The organism is Pedobacter frigiditerrae, assembly GCF_004331645.1.
Classification (GTDB): Bacteria; Bacteroidota; Bacteroidia; order Sphingobacteriales; family Sphingobacteriaceae; genus Pedobacter; species Pedobacter frigiditerrae.
Window position 1 is genome coordinate 545,965 of sequence record NZ_SJSK01000002.1, and the last position, 17,028, is coordinate 562,992.

13 protein-coding genes are annotated in these 17,028 nt (G+C 35.7%); 4 read left to right on the forward strand and 9 right to left on the reverse strand.

What is annotated here, in order from left to right:
• Positions 1-2: 2 nt before the first annotated feature.
• Complete coding sequence (locus tag EZ428_RS09185; RefSeq protein WP_131552853.1) at positions 3-2,462, reverse strand: bifunctional UDP-N-acetylmuramoyl-tripeptide:D-alanyl-D-alanine ligase/alanine racemase; 2,460 nt, start codon at positions 2,460-2,462, stop codon at positions 3-5.
• A gap of 635 nt (positions 2,463-3,097) precedes the next feature.
• Here EZ428_RS09185 and EZ428_RS09190 point away from each other — a divergent pair.
• A complete protein-coding gene (locus EZ428_RS09190) occupies positions 3,098-3,901 on the forward strand; it encodes a hypothetical protein (protein WP_131552854.1) in 804 nt (267 codons plus the stop codon).
• A gap of 1 nt (position 3,902) precedes the next feature.
• Positions 3,903-7,205, forward strand: a complete 3,303-nt coding sequence (locus EZ428_RS09195) for a DEAD/DEAH box helicase (protein ID WP_131552855.1) — start codon at positions 3,903-3,905, stop codon at positions 7,203-7,205.
• Between the two features lie 86 nt (positions 7,206-7,291).
• On the opposite strand, the gene EZ428_RS09200 is transcribed toward EZ428_RS09195, so the two are convergent.
• Positions 7,292-7,780 (reverse strand): hypothetical protein, encoded by a 489-nt coding sequence (locus EZ428_RS09200; RefSeq protein ID WP_131552856.1) that lies wholly within the window; start codon positions 7,778-7,780, stop codon positions 7,292-7,294.
• Positions 7,781-7,971: 191 nt separating this feature from the next.
• Here EZ428_RS09200 and EZ428_RS09205 point away from each other — a divergent pair, with 191 nt between their 5' ends.
• A complete protein-coding gene (locus EZ428_RS09205) occupies positions 7,972-8,973 on the forward strand; it encodes a hypothetical protein (RefSeq protein ID WP_131552857.1) in 1,002 nt (333 codons plus the stop codon).
• Positions 8,974-9,187: 214 nt separating this feature from the next.
• Here the strand turns inward: EZ428_RS09205 and drt3b are convergent, their stop codons facing one another.
• From drt3b to EZ428_RS09235, 6 genes are all read right to left on the reverse strand, one after another.
• A complete protein-coding gene (gene drt3b / locus EZ428_RS09210) occupies positions 9,188-11,125 on the reverse strand; it encodes an antiviral reverse transcriptase Drt3b (RefSeq protein ID WP_131552858.1) in 1,938 nt (645 codons plus the stop codon).
• The gene (gene drt3a / locus EZ428_RS09215) at positions 11,118-12,305 is read right to left on the reverse strand and encodes an antiviral reverse transcriptase Drt3a (protein ID WP_131552859.1); all 1,188 of its coding nucleotides are present in this window, start codon (positions 12,303-12,305) and stop codon (positions 11,118-11,120) included. The genes drt3b and drt3a overlap by 8 nt, the downstream gene beginning before the upstream one ends.
• 151 nt (positions 12,306-12,456) lie before the next feature.
• Positions 12,457-13,266 carry a TIGR02391 family protein gene (locus tag EZ428_RS09220; protein WP_131552860.1) on the reverse strand — a complete coding sequence of 270 codons (810 nt, stop codon included), beginning with the start codon at positions 13,264-13,266 and terminating at the stop codon, positions 12,457-12,459.
• Positions 13,267-13,402: 136 nt separating this feature from the next.
• Entirely contained in the window at positions 13,403-14,467 is a 1,065-nt protein-coding gene (locus tag EZ428_RS09225) for a DUF932 domain-containing protein (protein WP_131552861.1), read from the reverse strand.
• Positions 14,445-14,651: a hypothetical protein gene (locus EZ428_RS09230; protein ID WP_131552862.1), complete on the reverse strand. Its 207-nt coding sequence runs from the start codon at positions 14,649-14,651 to the stop codon at positions 14,445-14,447. The genes EZ428_RS09225 and EZ428_RS09230 overlap by 23 nt, the downstream gene beginning before the upstream one ends.
• A 61-nt stretch (positions 14,652-14,712) precedes the next feature.
• Positions 14,713-15,288, reverse strand: a complete 576-nt coding sequence (locus EZ428_RS09235) for a hypothetical protein (protein WP_131552863.1) — start codon at positions 15,286-15,288, stop codon at positions 14,713-14,715.
• 408 nt (positions 15,289-15,696) lie between these two features.
• Between EZ428_RS09235 and EZ428_RS09240 the strand changes: the two genes are divergently transcribed.
• The gene (locus tag EZ428_RS09240) at positions 15,697-16,458 is read left to right on the forward strand and encodes a hypothetical protein (protein ID WP_131552864.1); all 762 of its coding nucleotides are present in this window, start codon (positions 15,697-15,699) and stop codon (positions 16,456-16,458) included.
• A gap of 17 nt (positions 16,459-16,475) precedes the next feature.
• Here EZ428_RS09240 and EZ428_RS09245 read toward each other — a convergent pair whose 3' ends face one another.
• Positions 16,476-17,027: a hypothetical protein gene (locus EZ428_RS09245; RefSeq protein ID WP_131552865.1), complete on the reverse strand. Its 552-nt coding sequence runs from the start codon at positions 17,025-17,027 to the stop codon at positions 16,476-16,478.
• Between the last annotated feature and the right edge of the window lies 1 nt (position 17,028).

Genomic DNA, 17,028 nt, shown 5'->3' on the forward strand with positions numbered 1-17,028 from the left:
ATCTATTCGTAAAAATAAACTCTTTTAACTCTTTGAGAAACGTTGGTTAATATTTCATAAGGAATAGTTCCTATCTGCTCAGCCAAGTCTACAATTGTATGTTTGTCATTAAAAACGATAACTTCATCGCCTGTCTTTACGTTTAAACCAGTTACATCTAACATACACATATCCATACAAATAGACCCAACCGTAGGAACCAGTTTACCCTTTACCAGCATTTTACCTACACCATTTCCAAATTTGCGACTGTACCCATCGGCATAACCAATTTTTACAGTGGCAATTCTTCCGCCCGTTGGCATGATGCCTTTTCTACTGTAACCAACGGTTTCCCCAGCATTTAAATTTTTAACTTGCGTAACTGTGGTTTTAAGAATAGCCACAGTCTGTAAACCCTTATTGTTATTTAACGCCCCATCAAAGCCATACAGGCCAATGCCAATTCTTACCATATCCAATTGTGCTTGTGGCCAACGTATAACGCCAGAAGTGTTTAAAATATGTCTTATAGGCATATAACCAAGTGTGCTAACTAAAGTGGCATATAACCTTTCAAACTCATCCAACTGGTGTTGCGTAAAACCATCATGTTCAGCTTCTGCACTTGCCACTAAGTGAGAAAATATGGAGACCACTTTTAATTGTTCATTGTCCTTTAAAATTTCCAATAAATCAGGTAAATCAACTGCCTCAAAACCCAAACGATGCATTCCTGTATCTAGCTTTAAATGTATTGGAAAATCTTTTTCATGGGCTGGCAAGAAATTGAGGAAGCTCTTTAGAATATTGGCGTTATATATCTCAGGCTCTAAATGATTTTTCACCATTGCCTCAAAAGCAGAAGGCTCTGGACTCATTACCATAATTGGCAAAGTTATTCCAGCTTTACGAAGGGCGATGCCTTCATCAGCATACGCTACCGCCAAATAATCTACCTTGTGATACTGTAATAAATTGGCGATTTCGAAACTCCCACTTCCATAAGAAAAGGCCTTAACCATTGCCATTACCTTTACACCTTGGTTTAATTTAGAACGATAAAATTGCAGATTACTAGCTAAAGCATTTAGGTTGATTTCTAGAACAGTATCATGGATTTTTTGTGTAAGTAACTTACTAATTCTGCCAAATTCAAATCGCCTTGCGCCTTTAACCAAAATGGTTTCATTAGCAAAATGAATGGCTGGCAACTTTTCAATAAAATCTTGTGTGCTTGCGTAAAACGATGATTCAATCGTAATTAAACCAGCAAATGCTGAAATATTTGGACCAATGCCAATTAAGCGGTTTAAATTCTTCTGTGCAAGCAAAGCTGAAATCTCTGCATACAATACTTCATTAGTTTTACCAGTTTCGTAAATGTCTGATAAGATCAATGTCTTTTTAGGGTGTTGGTTTTGCAGGTTTAAAAAATCTAAGGCGATAGCCAATGATGAAATATCTGCACTGTAAGAATCATCAATTACTGAACAGTTTTCAATACCATTGATTAACTCTAAACGCATACTCACTTGCGTTAATTTCTCTAAACGTAAATCTGCCTCTTCTGGAGTATAACCCATTGCTAACAATGTAGCCCAGCAAATTATGCCATTTTCTACTGATGCTTTATCACTAAATGGAATTAAACATTCTATTTCCTTTTCTTTATAAGTAGCCCTGATATAGTTTTTACCTTCAATTGGTTCTATAAACGAAACCTTTAAATCTGCTGGAAGATGTAGGCTCCAAGTAAACTTCCGTTTTCCTGGCAAATCTGCTTCAGCCACATCACTTACATATTCTGGTGCATAAACAAAAAGCTCAACATCTTTAAAAAGCTTTAATTTTTCTGTTAATTTTTCAGCTTTGCTTTCGAAGCCCTCAGCGTGTGCCTCGCCAATATTAGTTAAAACACCAATGGATGGCGAAATGATATCTGCCAAAATTTCCATTTCATTCTTAGTCGAGATACCAGCTTCAAAAATGGCCAGATTATGTTCAGCATTAATTTGCCACACAGATAAAGGCACACCAATTTGAGAATTAAAGCTCTTTGGGCTACGAATGATGTTAAAATCTGAGGCCAATAATTGATATAGCCATTCTTTAACAATGGTTTTTCCGTTACTACCTGTTATACCAATTACTTTTAAATCGTTTGCTTTTCTATTATAGGTTGCTAAAGCCTGTAAAGCTTGTAAAACATCATTTACCAATAAAAAATTGGCATCTTTAAATTTTTCCGTATAGGCGGAATCAACAATTACAAAATTGCGAACCCCATTTTCGTAAGCATCTTTGATAAATTGATGACCATCTCTCTGCGCATTCACCGCAAAAAACAGAGAACCTTCGGGGTCTATTACTGTTCTGCTATCAGTTAATAGCTTTCTAATACCCGCTTCAGGAGTAGTTAAAACTGCCTTTGCCTTTAAGATTTCGGAAATTTGTGAAATAGAATATTGGTCTGCGATCATTATGAAACGAATTTATGAAAATAGCAGACATAAAAAAAGGGATGATTTGCTGGAATTCGATTGAATGTAAATGAAGAAGCTACCGAGCGTTAATTGAATTATAGCATTAGCATAGTGAAACAGTACCCATCCTACGTTCATCTTTCGTTCATCCTACGTTTATCCTACGTTTAATCAATCTTCAAGTTGGCCTTATGCTAGTGGTCGAAGCAGTTGATTATCCGATTTAATATTTTTCCACTTTTGATTAACGGACTGTACACGTCATGACCATGGGTTAAATTTTCAGTTTCACAAAAAGAATAGGGATAAACAAAAAAACCTTTCGTTTCTGAAAGGTTTTTGTTCGATTTGTTCTGTACTGAGGATGGGAGATTTCTTGAACACATTTATGGGTTTCTAATGGTTGTAGAGCGAATTCTAGAAAAGAAAAAGGCATTAGAAAATCCATCAAAAGACTAAAAACATCGTATTTCATCTTTTTTAATTACTTAATTTTTTGTGGGGATGGTAATTTTTTCGAACACTAAGGACTATGTTGTAATAATAGCGCAAGTTTTTCAAATGACAGGGTGATTTAATAAATTTTTCTTACGCGGAAATACTATTATCTTTAGAGATAACTTTGTAGATAAATGCCAATATCAAGTTCAACAGTTGAAGTCTCAGATGATTGCGTAGGAAATCGTTGGGAAATCAATGATGAAAACGAGTTAGCCAATCTGGTTGCTTTTGTTACAAAGGCACAGGCTATCCATGCACAAAATATTTTAGCTGGCATTGTATCCGATTCAATTGTTTTTGAAGCAGCTCAAGAGCAACAAATTAAACAGTCAGCAATAGACGCTTTAACGGTTCCAAAAGATGCACATGGCAAAGAAATAAGAGGAACTGCATTATGGCATCGTGATGGTATATTATTTGAAGCAATATCTTGGATTGTTGCTAGAAAACACTTCCCAGATGCAATAATGCGAGATCCTCATATTTCACCAACCACTCAAGGTTTAGATGGGTTGATGATTGTTCTTAGCCCAGATATGGATGAGGTTCTTTCTACAATAATATTCGAAGATAAATGTGTAGAAGATCCTACTCATACTTTTAGATATGAAACTTTACCCGCATTATTGCGCTTTCATGTGGATAGTAGAAAAGTTTTAGAAAGCGCAAGTACAATTTTGCAAACAGTAATACCACTAGCCCAAAGACCTTCTATGGCAGCAAAATCAATTTCATCCACGGTGAGGGCGTATCGTGCGAGTTTCCCAATCCCTCCTTCAATGGATAATGTACCGGGAAGGGCAGGGATTTTTGATCGATATAATCAAATTGTAGGTATTGCGAAAGAACGCAGAATCGGTGGAATGTTTCTTGCTACAGAAGACATAAGGGCTTGGTTTGAGCAATTTGCAATTAAAGTTATAGGCAAGCTCTAGAATGTTCGACGCTCAATCTGCCAACTTATTGCGCTTAGCGCCTGAGATTCCTGGAATTACTCCAGATGAATTGCCTCGAATACTTACTGATGTTTATACAGAAATTGTAGTAAATAGACTTAAAAGTAATAATCAAGCACAGAATTTAGAACCTGTTTTCAGATTAATTGAGATAGCTAATACTTATGAAGCAATCACTGTATTAATTGGCGACGAACAAGTAAGGAAGGCCTCAGCTTTTGTGGCTGGTAGTGCATATCAAATATTAGCTAAAAGTGCAGAGATAAATTCCGTAGCCGAAACAATACCACTTTCTAGAGATCACATTAACGGTCGACTCGCAAGTGCATTACTTTTCTTAATTGCCGAGCAATATCCAGATTCGAAAGAAGCAATCAATGGTTTTAATATACCAAATGAAAACTATTCACTTATATTGCAAATGCTTTGTGAAAGTCTTCGTGACCTAATACAAGAACGATTTGAATCCATAATTGAACGTGGGACAAGACGTGGTATTTATAATATTCAAGGCGGAAATTTGCAAGTGCAAGCTACCAATAAATTATATGAAACAATTTTACAGGGGGTTGAATTTTTAGCTTCTAGAATATTAACTAAAGCACCTCCAGTGTCAGTTGTGTTCCAATACGAAACTGCTAATCAGTTTTTTAACTCCGTTATTCAATTATGTACTTTAAATCATCAAGGTGCTGTAATGGAAACGGATTTTATAACTACATATCCTGGCCCCGCTCATCTTGCTAAATTACTTATTTCAACTGCCACAACTCTTGAAGCAGCTTCCATTATGAATATTGAAGTTCCAGGTAATGCGAATGAGGAAAAGTGGTCACAATGGCTCGCACATCGAGCTCAATCAAAGCCCATCCTTTGGCCAAATCATCGTATTGCCATCGATCAAAATTTTCATTTGCAGGGAAATTCTGCAGTGATTGTCCTTCCTACAGGTGCTGGAAAAACTACTATGGCAGAATTTAAGATCGCAGGAGTTTTAGCTACTGGTAAAAAAATTATTTTTTTAGCCCCAACTAATGCTCTCGTTGAACAGCTTAAGAATGATCTGCGTGACGGTTTACCAGAAGAAATATTTGGCGAAAGTGATCCTTTTGAAAGCGATTTCTTTTTTACTGGGGACGATGCGCTTACTACTTTAGAGGTGATGACACCTGAGAAATGTCTTGCCTTTCTAAATTTTAATCCAAGTGCATTTTCTGAAGTTGGCTTACTGGTTTTTGATGAATGCCATATGCTTAGTCCTTCTTCGGGGAGCTTAAGGCGTGCAATAGACTCGATGTTAACGATCTTAACTTTCCAAAAATATGCCCCCAATGCGGATTTTCTATTTCTATCAGCAATGGTCAAAAATGTAGATGACTTTGCAAAATGGATTTCAAGCATTACTACTAAGCCCTGCATACCGATTAACATGGTTTGGAAACCTAGTAGACAATCAAGAGGAATTTTAATCTATGACAAGGCAGAGCTAGATGCTGCGATTGAGGCTTCCACAAATGCACAAATAGCGGCGGATGACGATGCGGTTGCTAATGGAAGAGCGAAATCAGGGGGTGTAAGGGCTGCCCCAGGTCGGTTACTTAAAGTCAAACCTCATGCCTTATTTGGGCTTGTTCATAATTGGAATCATGGAGCACCAGAGGATATACGTATAAGAAAGGTAGCAGAGGAAGAATACCAGCTTGACCCAAAATTTGTCGATAACTATGGAAGACAAATTTATCCAGCTTCTAACGGTACAGAAATTGCAAAAAAACTTGCTATTGCAAGTGTAAAGTCTGGCTACAAAACAATTGTCTTCATAAATACAGCTCCTTCAACGTACACTTCTGCATTAGATATCCAAGCTAGTCTACCAGATACAGTAAACTATACCTCTCACGAACAATTACTTTTATCGGCGATTGAAACTGAACTTGGCAATCTTGATGCTTCAATGCTACAGAACATGAAATCTGCTGTTCCTCATAACGCTCGGCTTGTAGGCTTTGAAAGGCGACTTGCTGAATCATTATATAAACGTGCTGACGGCGCAAGTGTAATTTTTGCAACAACAACACTGTCACAGGGTATGAATTTACCTGCACAGGTTGCTATACTTTCTGCCGATCAAAGAGCTATGCAGGATGAGGATGGAGATGGTTACAGTCAGGATAACTTACAAGCACATGAATTATTAAATGCGGCAGGTCGTGCAGGAAGAGCCGGATTTTTAGCCAATGGACTTGTGTTCTTAATTCCTAGAAGGGTGCTTACTTTTACCGATTATCAACCTGTCGAAGAAGCCTTACCTATTCTAGAATCAATAATTCCTGAAGATGAACGTTGTGTCATTATAACAGACCCTTTGGAAAAGATATTAGATCAGATTCAAACTGGTGCTGAGCCTGGTGAAGATGTTGTCTATATGTTTCATCGCTTACTATCAGATACCCCGGAATCAGATGCTGTTGAGACAATTATGAACAAATCATTCGGTCGATTTATGGCGGAAAAAGGAAATGAGGTCAATAACTACGATGAAAAAATTGCAGAATTTAAAGCTGCTATATTGCAGATCCCGCGACTGGATAATACTCCAGATTGGCTTTCGCGACTTACAATTCAGTCTGGCGTTTCCCCTAATGTGATAATTAGTCTGCATGATGCCATTAAAAGTCAATTTCAACAATTACCAGAAACCATACAAGGTTGGGTCGATTGGCTTATTGTTTATTTAAAAGCTAACCCAGAAGCCGGTCGATATTGTTTTGGAAAATTATTATCACCTCTCGAAAAAGTCAGTGGAATTACAATATCAAGTCTTGACCATTACGATGCAGCTTTGGAGCAACTCTCTTTAGGTCTTAAAAGTTGGATTCACGGAAAAACCATTAAAGAAATCAATGATAATATTGGTGGTACAGGTATTGGCCGAGATAAAGTGTGCCCTAGGGCCAGGGAGCTGGTTACAAACATTGCACCTCGCCAATTATCTTACTTTACGAGTCTAATTGTGCAAATAGTGAGCTATTTAGCTGATGAATCAGAAACATTAATTTCAAAATTAGCAGTTCTAGAATGTTTGCCTAATGCTATTAGATATGGTTTTGATAGACCCGAAAAGTTAGCATTCTTTTCTATTGAGACCAAAACGAACCCATATTTAGGTAGAGTGGCCTCACATCTAAGTTATGATATTAGATTAGGGAATGTAGAGCTAGTTGAAGATAATGATGATTATAAAACTGTATTCTTAACTGTGAAAAGCCTACTTGAGGGTTGATAATCTTTAACCCAATATATATCCAATCATTTTCTCTAAGGGGCTAATAGTAAGATCTACAAGGGTTTATCTTGATGGATTTGTTTTCAGGTTTCAGTATTTCTGAAGGCATGGTTCAGCATATAGTCTATTTTGTTAATCCTTGCTAGTATATATTCCAATTCATCTACCTTAAACCTGATTGCGTTGGGTTTGTCACGGAACTTGGCCAGTGCAATTCCAGTTTCCTGGTCCCAGTCGGCAATCGTGGGGATTAGTGGATAATGTGCGAACTGGTTTCTCAGGTCGTTAAGCTCGGAGAGCTCTTTGAAAATATGTTTGTACTTTGTCCTGTTTTCTGCTGCCCGTCCATAGATGATGACTTGAAAACTAGCCCGTTTATTTTCAAAGGTCATTCTTTCCAGCAGGGTGTGATACATTTGGTTGCCCAGTTCCCGATCAGAGATAAATGATTCGGTAATGATCATGCTCATGGTCATTTCCAGAAAACAGAATTGACTGATTATCTTTCCCCTATAATAATGTGCTCGATCGATGTAGCTTTCGTCAATGATCCAATTAATATTGTCTTCCATAACAATAAATCTACAAAACTAATCCAGCAGTTTCATCGCGCTAGGCTGTCAAATACCAAAAACATATTTTCTCCTGGTCAGGATAAAATTTAATCATACAAGAATGTGCTAACTTTTCCATATTTGACAGGTAACAAAAAAACTGCCTTGGAACGCTTCAAAAGCTGTATCTTTCCTTGAACAACTTACCAATGGATAAAGTAATTCAATTAAAAACACAGCTTGCAGAAGCTGCCAAACTAGGACTATCTAACAACTTCGGGCACCAACGCCTATCGGTAATTCTACTTGATAATTTTGTGGAAATTCAGTTAGCAGCTTTAATGGAAAATGTATTCATGTATGATAGTGGATGGTATAATAGTCCCAAGAAATATAGCTATGGTTTAAGGAAAAAAATCAAATTTCAGCATGCAGATTTATTAAAGGCTTGTAAGAATGAAGATATCATAAATGAGGAGGAAAGAAAACAATTAGAATTTTGCCACGAAATCAGGAACAATTTATACCATGTTGGAAAAGAGGATCATCTGTTAACTAACATTGCGCTTCTAATTCTGTTCAAAATCATATCTACTCGACAACCAACATGGAAATCAGCAAGAAATGTAATGGTTATGAGTGGCGATTTAATTGACCCTTATGTATCAAAGTCTAAACAGGAGGGTTTTATGAGTTCAAATAGTCAGAGTGAATGGGAGAATTTTTTAGCTGTACATTTCAATTTTCTTGAAGAGAACCATAAAACGGTACCTAGCCTGATTTATGAACATCTTATGGGAAAGCTTGATAAAAGCCAAGACTTTTTAAGCTTCTTAAAAGAAGAACATCCTAATTTCAACAAGTCATCGGAAAACTGGGAGCTAAACGAATATATGCTCGAATATTCTTTTTTCAGCATGAAATCAAAAGCTCTTTCAGAAATTGAAGATCGTCAGGAACGAAATGAGAAATATCGACAGCAATACACTAATCACAAAAAAAATTGGAAGTTTATTAAAGCTAATCGAATAGAAACACTAGAAAATAGCATAAGAGCTTTACAAGGGAAGACTGCACATAGAGCATTAGAAATTTACATTTCAAAAAAATCGGAAATATATTTAATTTTTGATACGTTATCAGATGCCGTTTCTGATTTGGAGAGTCAAATCGATGGGGCGATTGAAGATATGAAATTAAGTAAAATTTAGTAACAGAAAGGCCATTGAATACATACAAGCAATAAAAAAGAATGAGCATCTGTATTAACACTTGAAGAAATCGTGTGTGGTCACTTGCGTGACTATCATTCTTAATAAACTACATAATATTATTAGCAGCTCATTAAGTTGTATTAACAGTTCAGTCTTGCTATAGCGCAACTAAACCCTTGTTCTTCTCCTATTAATCCTACCAATACAAGTATTAGTAGGTAGATGCCCATTCTTTCTTTTTTAGAACTACTTCTAAATCAATTTCTTGATCCCATTCAAAAAACCAAGTTTTTTGATCTTGAATAGTTTTAACTTCGTTAACAAAATTACCTGTGCGAAGATAACTACTATGAACCATGATAGCTTTTTTATTTTTGAAGTCAACATAAGGACAGCTAATGAAGTCAAAAAATAATAAAGTCAATTCAGATTTAGTAAAATGATCGGTTGCTTCCTCAAACTTTTTAACAACAGCTTTTTCCAGTAAGCTTTTAATGATTTTAAAATCAGTATTATTATCAAAATAATAGAGTAAAGTCACGATCTGAAAGTAGTTCAGCTTTTTCAGTTGCGAAATATCATTTGTCTTTGTCAACCCTTGGTCGAGATTGAAATATTCTCTTAATTTTTTTTCAGTAAAAATATATTCTTTGCCCAATCCTTTTAGAGATATAAGCAAATTAAGAGTCTCGATATTGGTTTCGTTTTTATTTTGTCTTCTATGATAAGTTGTCATCACAAATTCTGCTTCCTTCAATATTTTCGAAAACACTGTATGTTTATAATCATCAGCTTTTTCAGATAGAAGCTTAGATATTAGTACAATAATTTGAGAAATCTTGAAAGTGGCATTAGCTGTGATATTGAGAGAATAGTAATAGAAAACTACCTCGATGAACATAAGTAAAAAATTCTCAAAACCGTCTTGCTCCTTATCAATGTCTTCATTTTTGAGATATCCTACTAATTTGCGCTTAAATAGCCTTATGATATCCCGATTAATTACATCATAAGTCAAATTATTTAACCTCACTACACACTGAACATCTTTGATAAAATGTTGTGATATAGAGTATGGTCGACTAATTGGCACCATTTTTTTAGAAGTAGAATCTATTAAGCTGTCAAAAAGTTCCCCTACCAGTTTTTTTACCTGTCTTTTACCTACGGCGATATTAGAAACAAATGGTGAAGCAGTTTTTTTTGTTTTATTTGTATTCAGGTAAAGTTTATAGAATCTAAGCTCTTCTTTATATGCCTTAAATATTGCCTCTTGTATCTTTTCTTCATTGGAAAATACAAAGATATCATCAACATATCTTCTGACTTCATAATCAACGCCCATCTTAAAATTTTGCATTAAAACTCGATTGATAACGTTAATATCTACTTGTTGTAATAGTATTTCAGCAAAAATCCTAGAAATTTCAGGTCCCACCACAATGCCATTAGTTTCATTATAGTTTGCCTGCTGCATCAATTTATCAAACTTGTTTTCGAATAGATTTTCAAACTTATGGTTACGTTTGGCACTTTCCTTATCTTTTATTGCCCAAGTTATCGAATGTGTGTATATATGGTAAAAGCATTTGCTTATGTCAAACTCCCACAATAAGTTAAAACGTTGTTCAAGTCTTTGATAATCATGCCTGTCATAGAACTTATAAATTAGGTCGACCGGCTTATAAATAAAATAGGATTTTAAATATTGAGGATCATATTCCTTAATTTCAGGTTCTGTCTCAACTTCCGCATCTTTATGGCCATCTTCTGGAAATACTAATTCTGAAATGGAGCTGAATTTAGCGACCTTTTTAATGCTTCTTAAAGAAAATGGACTTTTTGAGCAGAGGTGAAGCATTATTGAATCATACTTCTTGTAAAAGTCTATAAAATTGTATTGATTAAATGGATGTATTACACTTAAAGTTCTTGTATCAGAATCATTTGACTTAGCGATTTCATAGTTAAAAGGGATTCCGTAAATTTCCCTCAATGGTCGAAGCTTTGATATAAAATATTCAATATTCCCCTCACTGACGATTTGATAGAATCCGTCATTTGAGAACAACATCGGCACTTCATAGGGCAATAATTCAGTGAGCAAAATCCTATTTGCATCGTTTTTATCAATTTTAACCCTACTCATATTTCCAACATTCTTTTATTTTTTTCATATCAGCAAAGGTAAACCTATGATAAATCTTTTGCTTGAACCCCTGTTTGAAAGAATATTTCATAAGCCTTATTTTATCTGCAACTGGAAGTTTTGCAGTTAGTTTAGTTCCGAAAGAACCTGCTTTTGAATTTAATAACTGATGGTAAAAGCCATTTAATTCCTTTAACGGAGATAAATCGTTAATATGCAAATAATTATAGTATATCCCCGCCTTTAAATCATGTCCACTTTCTGAAGAGCTTTTAATGCTGTAATTCCCCGTTAAAAACCTCAACCTTTTTTCCAACATAGCAATATCAGAATCATTCAAAAAGGTTACGAAGGACAACACCAGTCTCGTTTTTATTTTTTTTACTTTCGTTTCGGCGATAGATATATTGACACTCTTTGTATCGCCCTTGAGTCTCTGAATCAAAAATTTATAACCTAAATATTCAAGTGGGTTTTTTTCAGTAATTGAACTTCCATTATATATCTGGGTCTTCGATATATTTTGTGTGAGTCCAGTTTCTAAATTTTTATCCATGTGGTCACGGATTTCCTTAAGCGAGTCCTCACTGTTGCTAAAAATTAAAATGTCATCTACAAACCTTGAATAATAATATACCCCCCTACATCCGCGGATATATCTATCAAATTTACGCATATAAATTTCTGAAAGAGTAGCGCTAATGCCTATTCCTCTAGGCAATCCGTTATAAGCAGCGATCACACTGTTTGTGAAAATTCTTTTGATTGCCCACAATGAAAAATACGAAAGTCTAGCATCGTTGTGAAGCTTTGAGTATATTCTATCTCTATCTACACTCTCATAAAATTTTGAAATATCTGTTCTTAAAATCCAAAAAGGACAGCCATCTGGCAAAAGAGTTGTAACCTGGTTAATTATAACACGCCTATTAGACTGTTCATCTTTATAAATGCGTTTTATATTATCATTCAGCTTTCTTAAAATGAGAATGTCTACAAGATTACCCGTATAAAAAATCAATCCATTTTTATGGATGCTAAAATCAAAATTACCTTCGGTAATTGCCTTACTAGCAATTTCCAGCTTGGCTACCAAATCCTCTTTAGTAATTTTATGTTCCTTTAAATCGGCAAGCCTCAGATATCGAAGTAATTCTTTTGCAGAGAAATTTTGGTTCATTTAAGGTTGGCATTTCTTATCAATTCCTCGTTGATTGATTTCGCAGTTTCATGGGTTTTTACCCAACACTATACTTGCCTTGTCGACCTTGAGCTGATTAATTTATCTAAAGCTAGTTATATTTTTGCAATATCGGTACTCGACGACTTCTTTACCTAATTTTATGTGCTTTATCCAACTTGCGATGACAAAGTGATGCTATAGTCATAATTTCTAATGCGTCCTGTTCAGTCATTATCCAATTGGTTTTGGGCACATGAGCGGTAGTATTTCTAAACATCCCGAAAAATCCAATCAAGAGATTTGAAAAACCTTTATGTTCACTAATATCTGTTTCATCCGTGAAGTTATTGATTATAAGAATTGGTTCTTTTGAGGAAAATGCCTCAGAAACTAGTGCCGCACCATCAATTTTTAAATCTGACAAGTATCTTAGCCTATCAGCAACTCCCTTTGTGGTTTCAAATACCGCATGAAAATAATTGTCCATTAAAAGCTCAGGCTTGCAATATTTGAAAATGTCTGTGTGTACATTGCGTTGTTCAAGCTTATGCATCAAAGTATTTGCCCTAGTTTGCGCATCACTTATTGTTTTTGATGCAGTTTTATTTCTAAATACTCCATCTATTCCATATTCAAGACCTATAAAAGAAAGTGGTTCATTAATCGAGGCTACAATTGAAGAAAAGTAGTTATCTCCATAAATTACGAAACGAGCTGGATGGATAGCTGTCTGGATAAATTTCAGAATGTCGTTCGAGTTTTTGGCATAAAATTGTTTTTGATCTAACGCATTCACCAGACGTTTCCATTTGGTTATATCTGGTGTAGGGTTATCAATTTTACAATCATTGAGATATTTATTAATGTCGGTCCCAGATAAGCCTTCGCTTATATTCCCTATTGCCCTACATACAGCCTCCAATACATTTGGAGGAATTTTATCAAACGCTTTTCCCATTAATTTTATAAGTGTTATTAATTTCACCTAATATATCACAAAACAAACTTATTAGAACATTAAAAGCACTTAAGGCGCTGACAAAAAAATGCCCTCTCCATTGACTATGAAGTGGGCATTTTTATTTAGGATTTACTCAATTAAGCGCCTCTACGCCAGTTTTAGCAAAATTACTGCACAAATCAAATGCGGTCTGGCTTCTCTGCAAACCTGCTCCGTACATAATAGATTTAAACTTGCTTTCTTCATCCTTGTAATTACGCACATTCTGGAAGTAACCCGTGACCGCATTATATGCCCCAAACAAAGTGCCTTTAGTTGTGGCTTCCTGTTGGGTAGGATTTGTTAAAGCATATTCCATTACGCTACTTACCATGTTATTGTAGGCACTTGAAAATTCATCCTGTTTACCAATTTTTAGATTAGCTAACGTTTCCTTGTTAGGTGCCACTGAGAGCTGAACCAAACGTTTTACCGCCCTATCGGTAATCTTAACCTTAGACCATTGGTTAAAAACCTCCTCCAATTCATTTGCTAATTGGTTGGTAATCCCCAAAAGTTTATTTGCCTGTTTTAACCTTTCCTGTGCGGTTGCGGTGTGGCGTATCTTAATGCAATTAGTATGGTTTTTCAATGCTGCATTTAAGGTATTTTGGCAACAAACACGAACAGGCGTGAAAGATGCCATAATGCTCCCAAAACCATCGTGTGAAGATGTAAGAAAAAGATATTTCTCAATACAATCGTTTCTGCCAACACGGATAAAATCGGGCAGTTTTGCAGTAATAAAAATCCGTTCTCCCAATCCCAATGCCCCTGCGGTTTCGTATAAAATCCCATCTTTTCCACCTACAATACTATCAAAAAATGCAAATGCGTCTACATTCTGAACAATATTGTAATCTTTGCCAACGACCCCCAAAACCTCGTCCGTATCAGTTCTAACATTTGCATAATGGTTGGGTACATCAACACGCCATTCCATTACAATATCGTTGTCCTCTGTTTCGGGCGTTGTATCATCGCCATAGGTAAACAGGTTTCGTTTTTCTACGGTATAGTCTAAACCTGCGTGCTTGATTGCTTCGGCACTGGTCGGGTAATCGGTTATAATCTGCCCCAATCCGTGCCAAGCTTTTTCCTTTACGCTGAAAAAGCTGTGCTTTTCCGTTTTTTCGTTATAATTTAGGTTGTGTGCCATGATTGATGTTTTTAATGTTCCTTACCTTAGATACTAAAATTTCTGTTTCCAAAATGTTGACGTTTGCCATATCGGATAACGTTAATTTTGACTGGGTTTCTATCTCGTGTACGATATCCCCCAAATTGGTATGGTCAGCATGAACTGCAACCCGAGCCATAATAAATATTGTTTCGTATTTCATCTTTTTGATTTTTGGTAAATGAATAAACGCCCCTTGCAACCTGCAAAGGGCGTTGCTTTAATTAGGCAGGAATAAAAATCTCTCCCTCAATTTCCGCTAACTTGTCAACGCACAAAGTATTAACCCTATTTACTACCTCACGGATAATGAAAGGGTTTTTTGTGGTAAACTCCCTGCCCTTATCATCTTCAAGGGTGAGGGTACAACCTTGGAAAAAATTATTGTCCGTTTCTTCGGCATCATCCTGTTGCGCCACTTCAAAGGCTTCCAATGTGCTGATAGTTTCCAATAACTTGCCCCTTTGATTGATACGACGGTTTAAATCCAACGCCAATTTTATGGTTTTTTCCAAATTGAACGCTGGTTTTTCCTCTTTCAACTGTTCCTTGATTTCAATTTTGGTCGGGTCTGCTTTTGGTGCATCCTGTTTCGGGGTGTCTGCTTGTGGCTTTACCTGTTCTGCAGATTTTTCATTTGCAGGTGCTTCAATTTTTTTAACCTCTTCCTGTTTAGAATCCTCCTTGTTAGTTACCGAACCATTGCCAATTGGCGAGAGGGTTTTTACATCTGACTTTCCGTTTAACTGAGGGTTTGTTTTTCCATTTACGGTTGAACCGTTTAATTGTACTGTTTTCATGATTTCTAATTTTAAATTTCTATTAATGATTATTTGAATAATTTCCCCAATCGGGGCGGTTTTCCTTAGTCGGTAGCTCTTTGGCGTACCGCATTGGCGTTTGGTGGGTGGGCTTCTGTCTTTTAGTGTTACCATATCTTTTGTTTTTTAAGTCCAGTCGGCAGAGCCTCCTGGCTTTTTGATAAACCCCCGCACCTGAACGCAATCCCCTAGCAAGGCAAGGCTTTGCGAAAAAAAACCTCGTGAGCGTAGCGAGCAGGGAAGATTTTTTCAGCAAACCCGTAGGGTTTAGCCTTGACGGCTAGGGGATTGTTCAGAAATTTGTTCACAAAAAGCCTAGGTGAGAATTTTACCTCACATTGGAAATCATAAATATTATTGTATAATAGCGAGTAAAGAATTGGCTCTATGGAAAATATCAAAACACAAATACTAGGCTATATAAGTCTTGAAAAAAAGCAAGCGGTTGAATCCTTAGTCGATAAGGTGATTTCATTCTATAAAGAAAATATCGAACTTGAACTGACAGAAAGTAGTATAAGCTATTTCGAAAGAGCGAAAGAACGAGTAAATGCCGAGCAGGCTACACCGAAAGGAAAAATCACATTATCTAGTACTATGAATACAGAAGAGGCATTGGTTCATGAGCTTTTGCACTTGTATATGCCCATCCATCATGGAATTTATACCCTTGGGTTTGATATCAAAGACAAGGGTACTTATGACCTTTCGGCAATCACACAAAATCTAATTGAACATGATATATTTCTAAAGGATTACTTGAATTTTGGTTACTCTATAGATAGATTTCTTACGCCAGACAACAAAAGAGATGATTATGAAACCAAAATTAGATCAGGCATCGCTAATGACCTATTTTGGATGCATGAGTATTTTCGAATTTTTATTACGAAAAGGCATGTTCCAAAACATAAAATTGCTGAATGGGATAAACGGATGAATATTATGAGAGTACATGCATTAAAAATGTATCCAAATATTACTGATAAGTTCAGCCTGATTAGAAATTGGATTAAGTCGGAGGATTTCCATAAATCGGACAGTCTTTTCAAAGAAATAAAATCATTATTTAAAATATTTGGAATATATCCGCCAACACAAATACTTACGCACGACAAAAATTACCTTTTAAATATTGTGAGACCTTAAAGCATTTATTTTGAAAATTAATGTTTGAATCTTTTAAACAGAGGTAACCATATGAACATAAATCGATATTGCCTTTTACTTAATAGATAACAGCTTCTGTTGGTTCTTTTAATTCTTTCATTATTACCTATTTCTGTGCTGTCAAAAGAAAACTGTTGCCTATACTTATTTTGATATTTATCTTCATATTCAAAATATAACACATCCATCTTGAAATCATTGTTATCGATAACCAAAAATTCTTCCTCTTTAAATAACGGAAAGAAAGAGGCTCGTTCTAGAGTTGATGAAAGAACAGTTTTTCGGTTTTCAAAAGAAGCAATAGCGGTAGATGGATATTTAACCACAAAGACAGCTCTTTCGGAATTGCTAACCTTTAAATTGTACATATTTGACCTTAAACAGACAAGATATGGTTCAACCTCATTTCCAAAATCTGTCTTATAGTTGAAACTACAATATTCTCTTTTTTTAAATGTTCTGATGAAACCGATAATTCCTAAAACCGACCCGACAAGGTATAAGATGTCTTTGGAGAAATTCATTAGCTGTTGTTGATTGTCAATCATA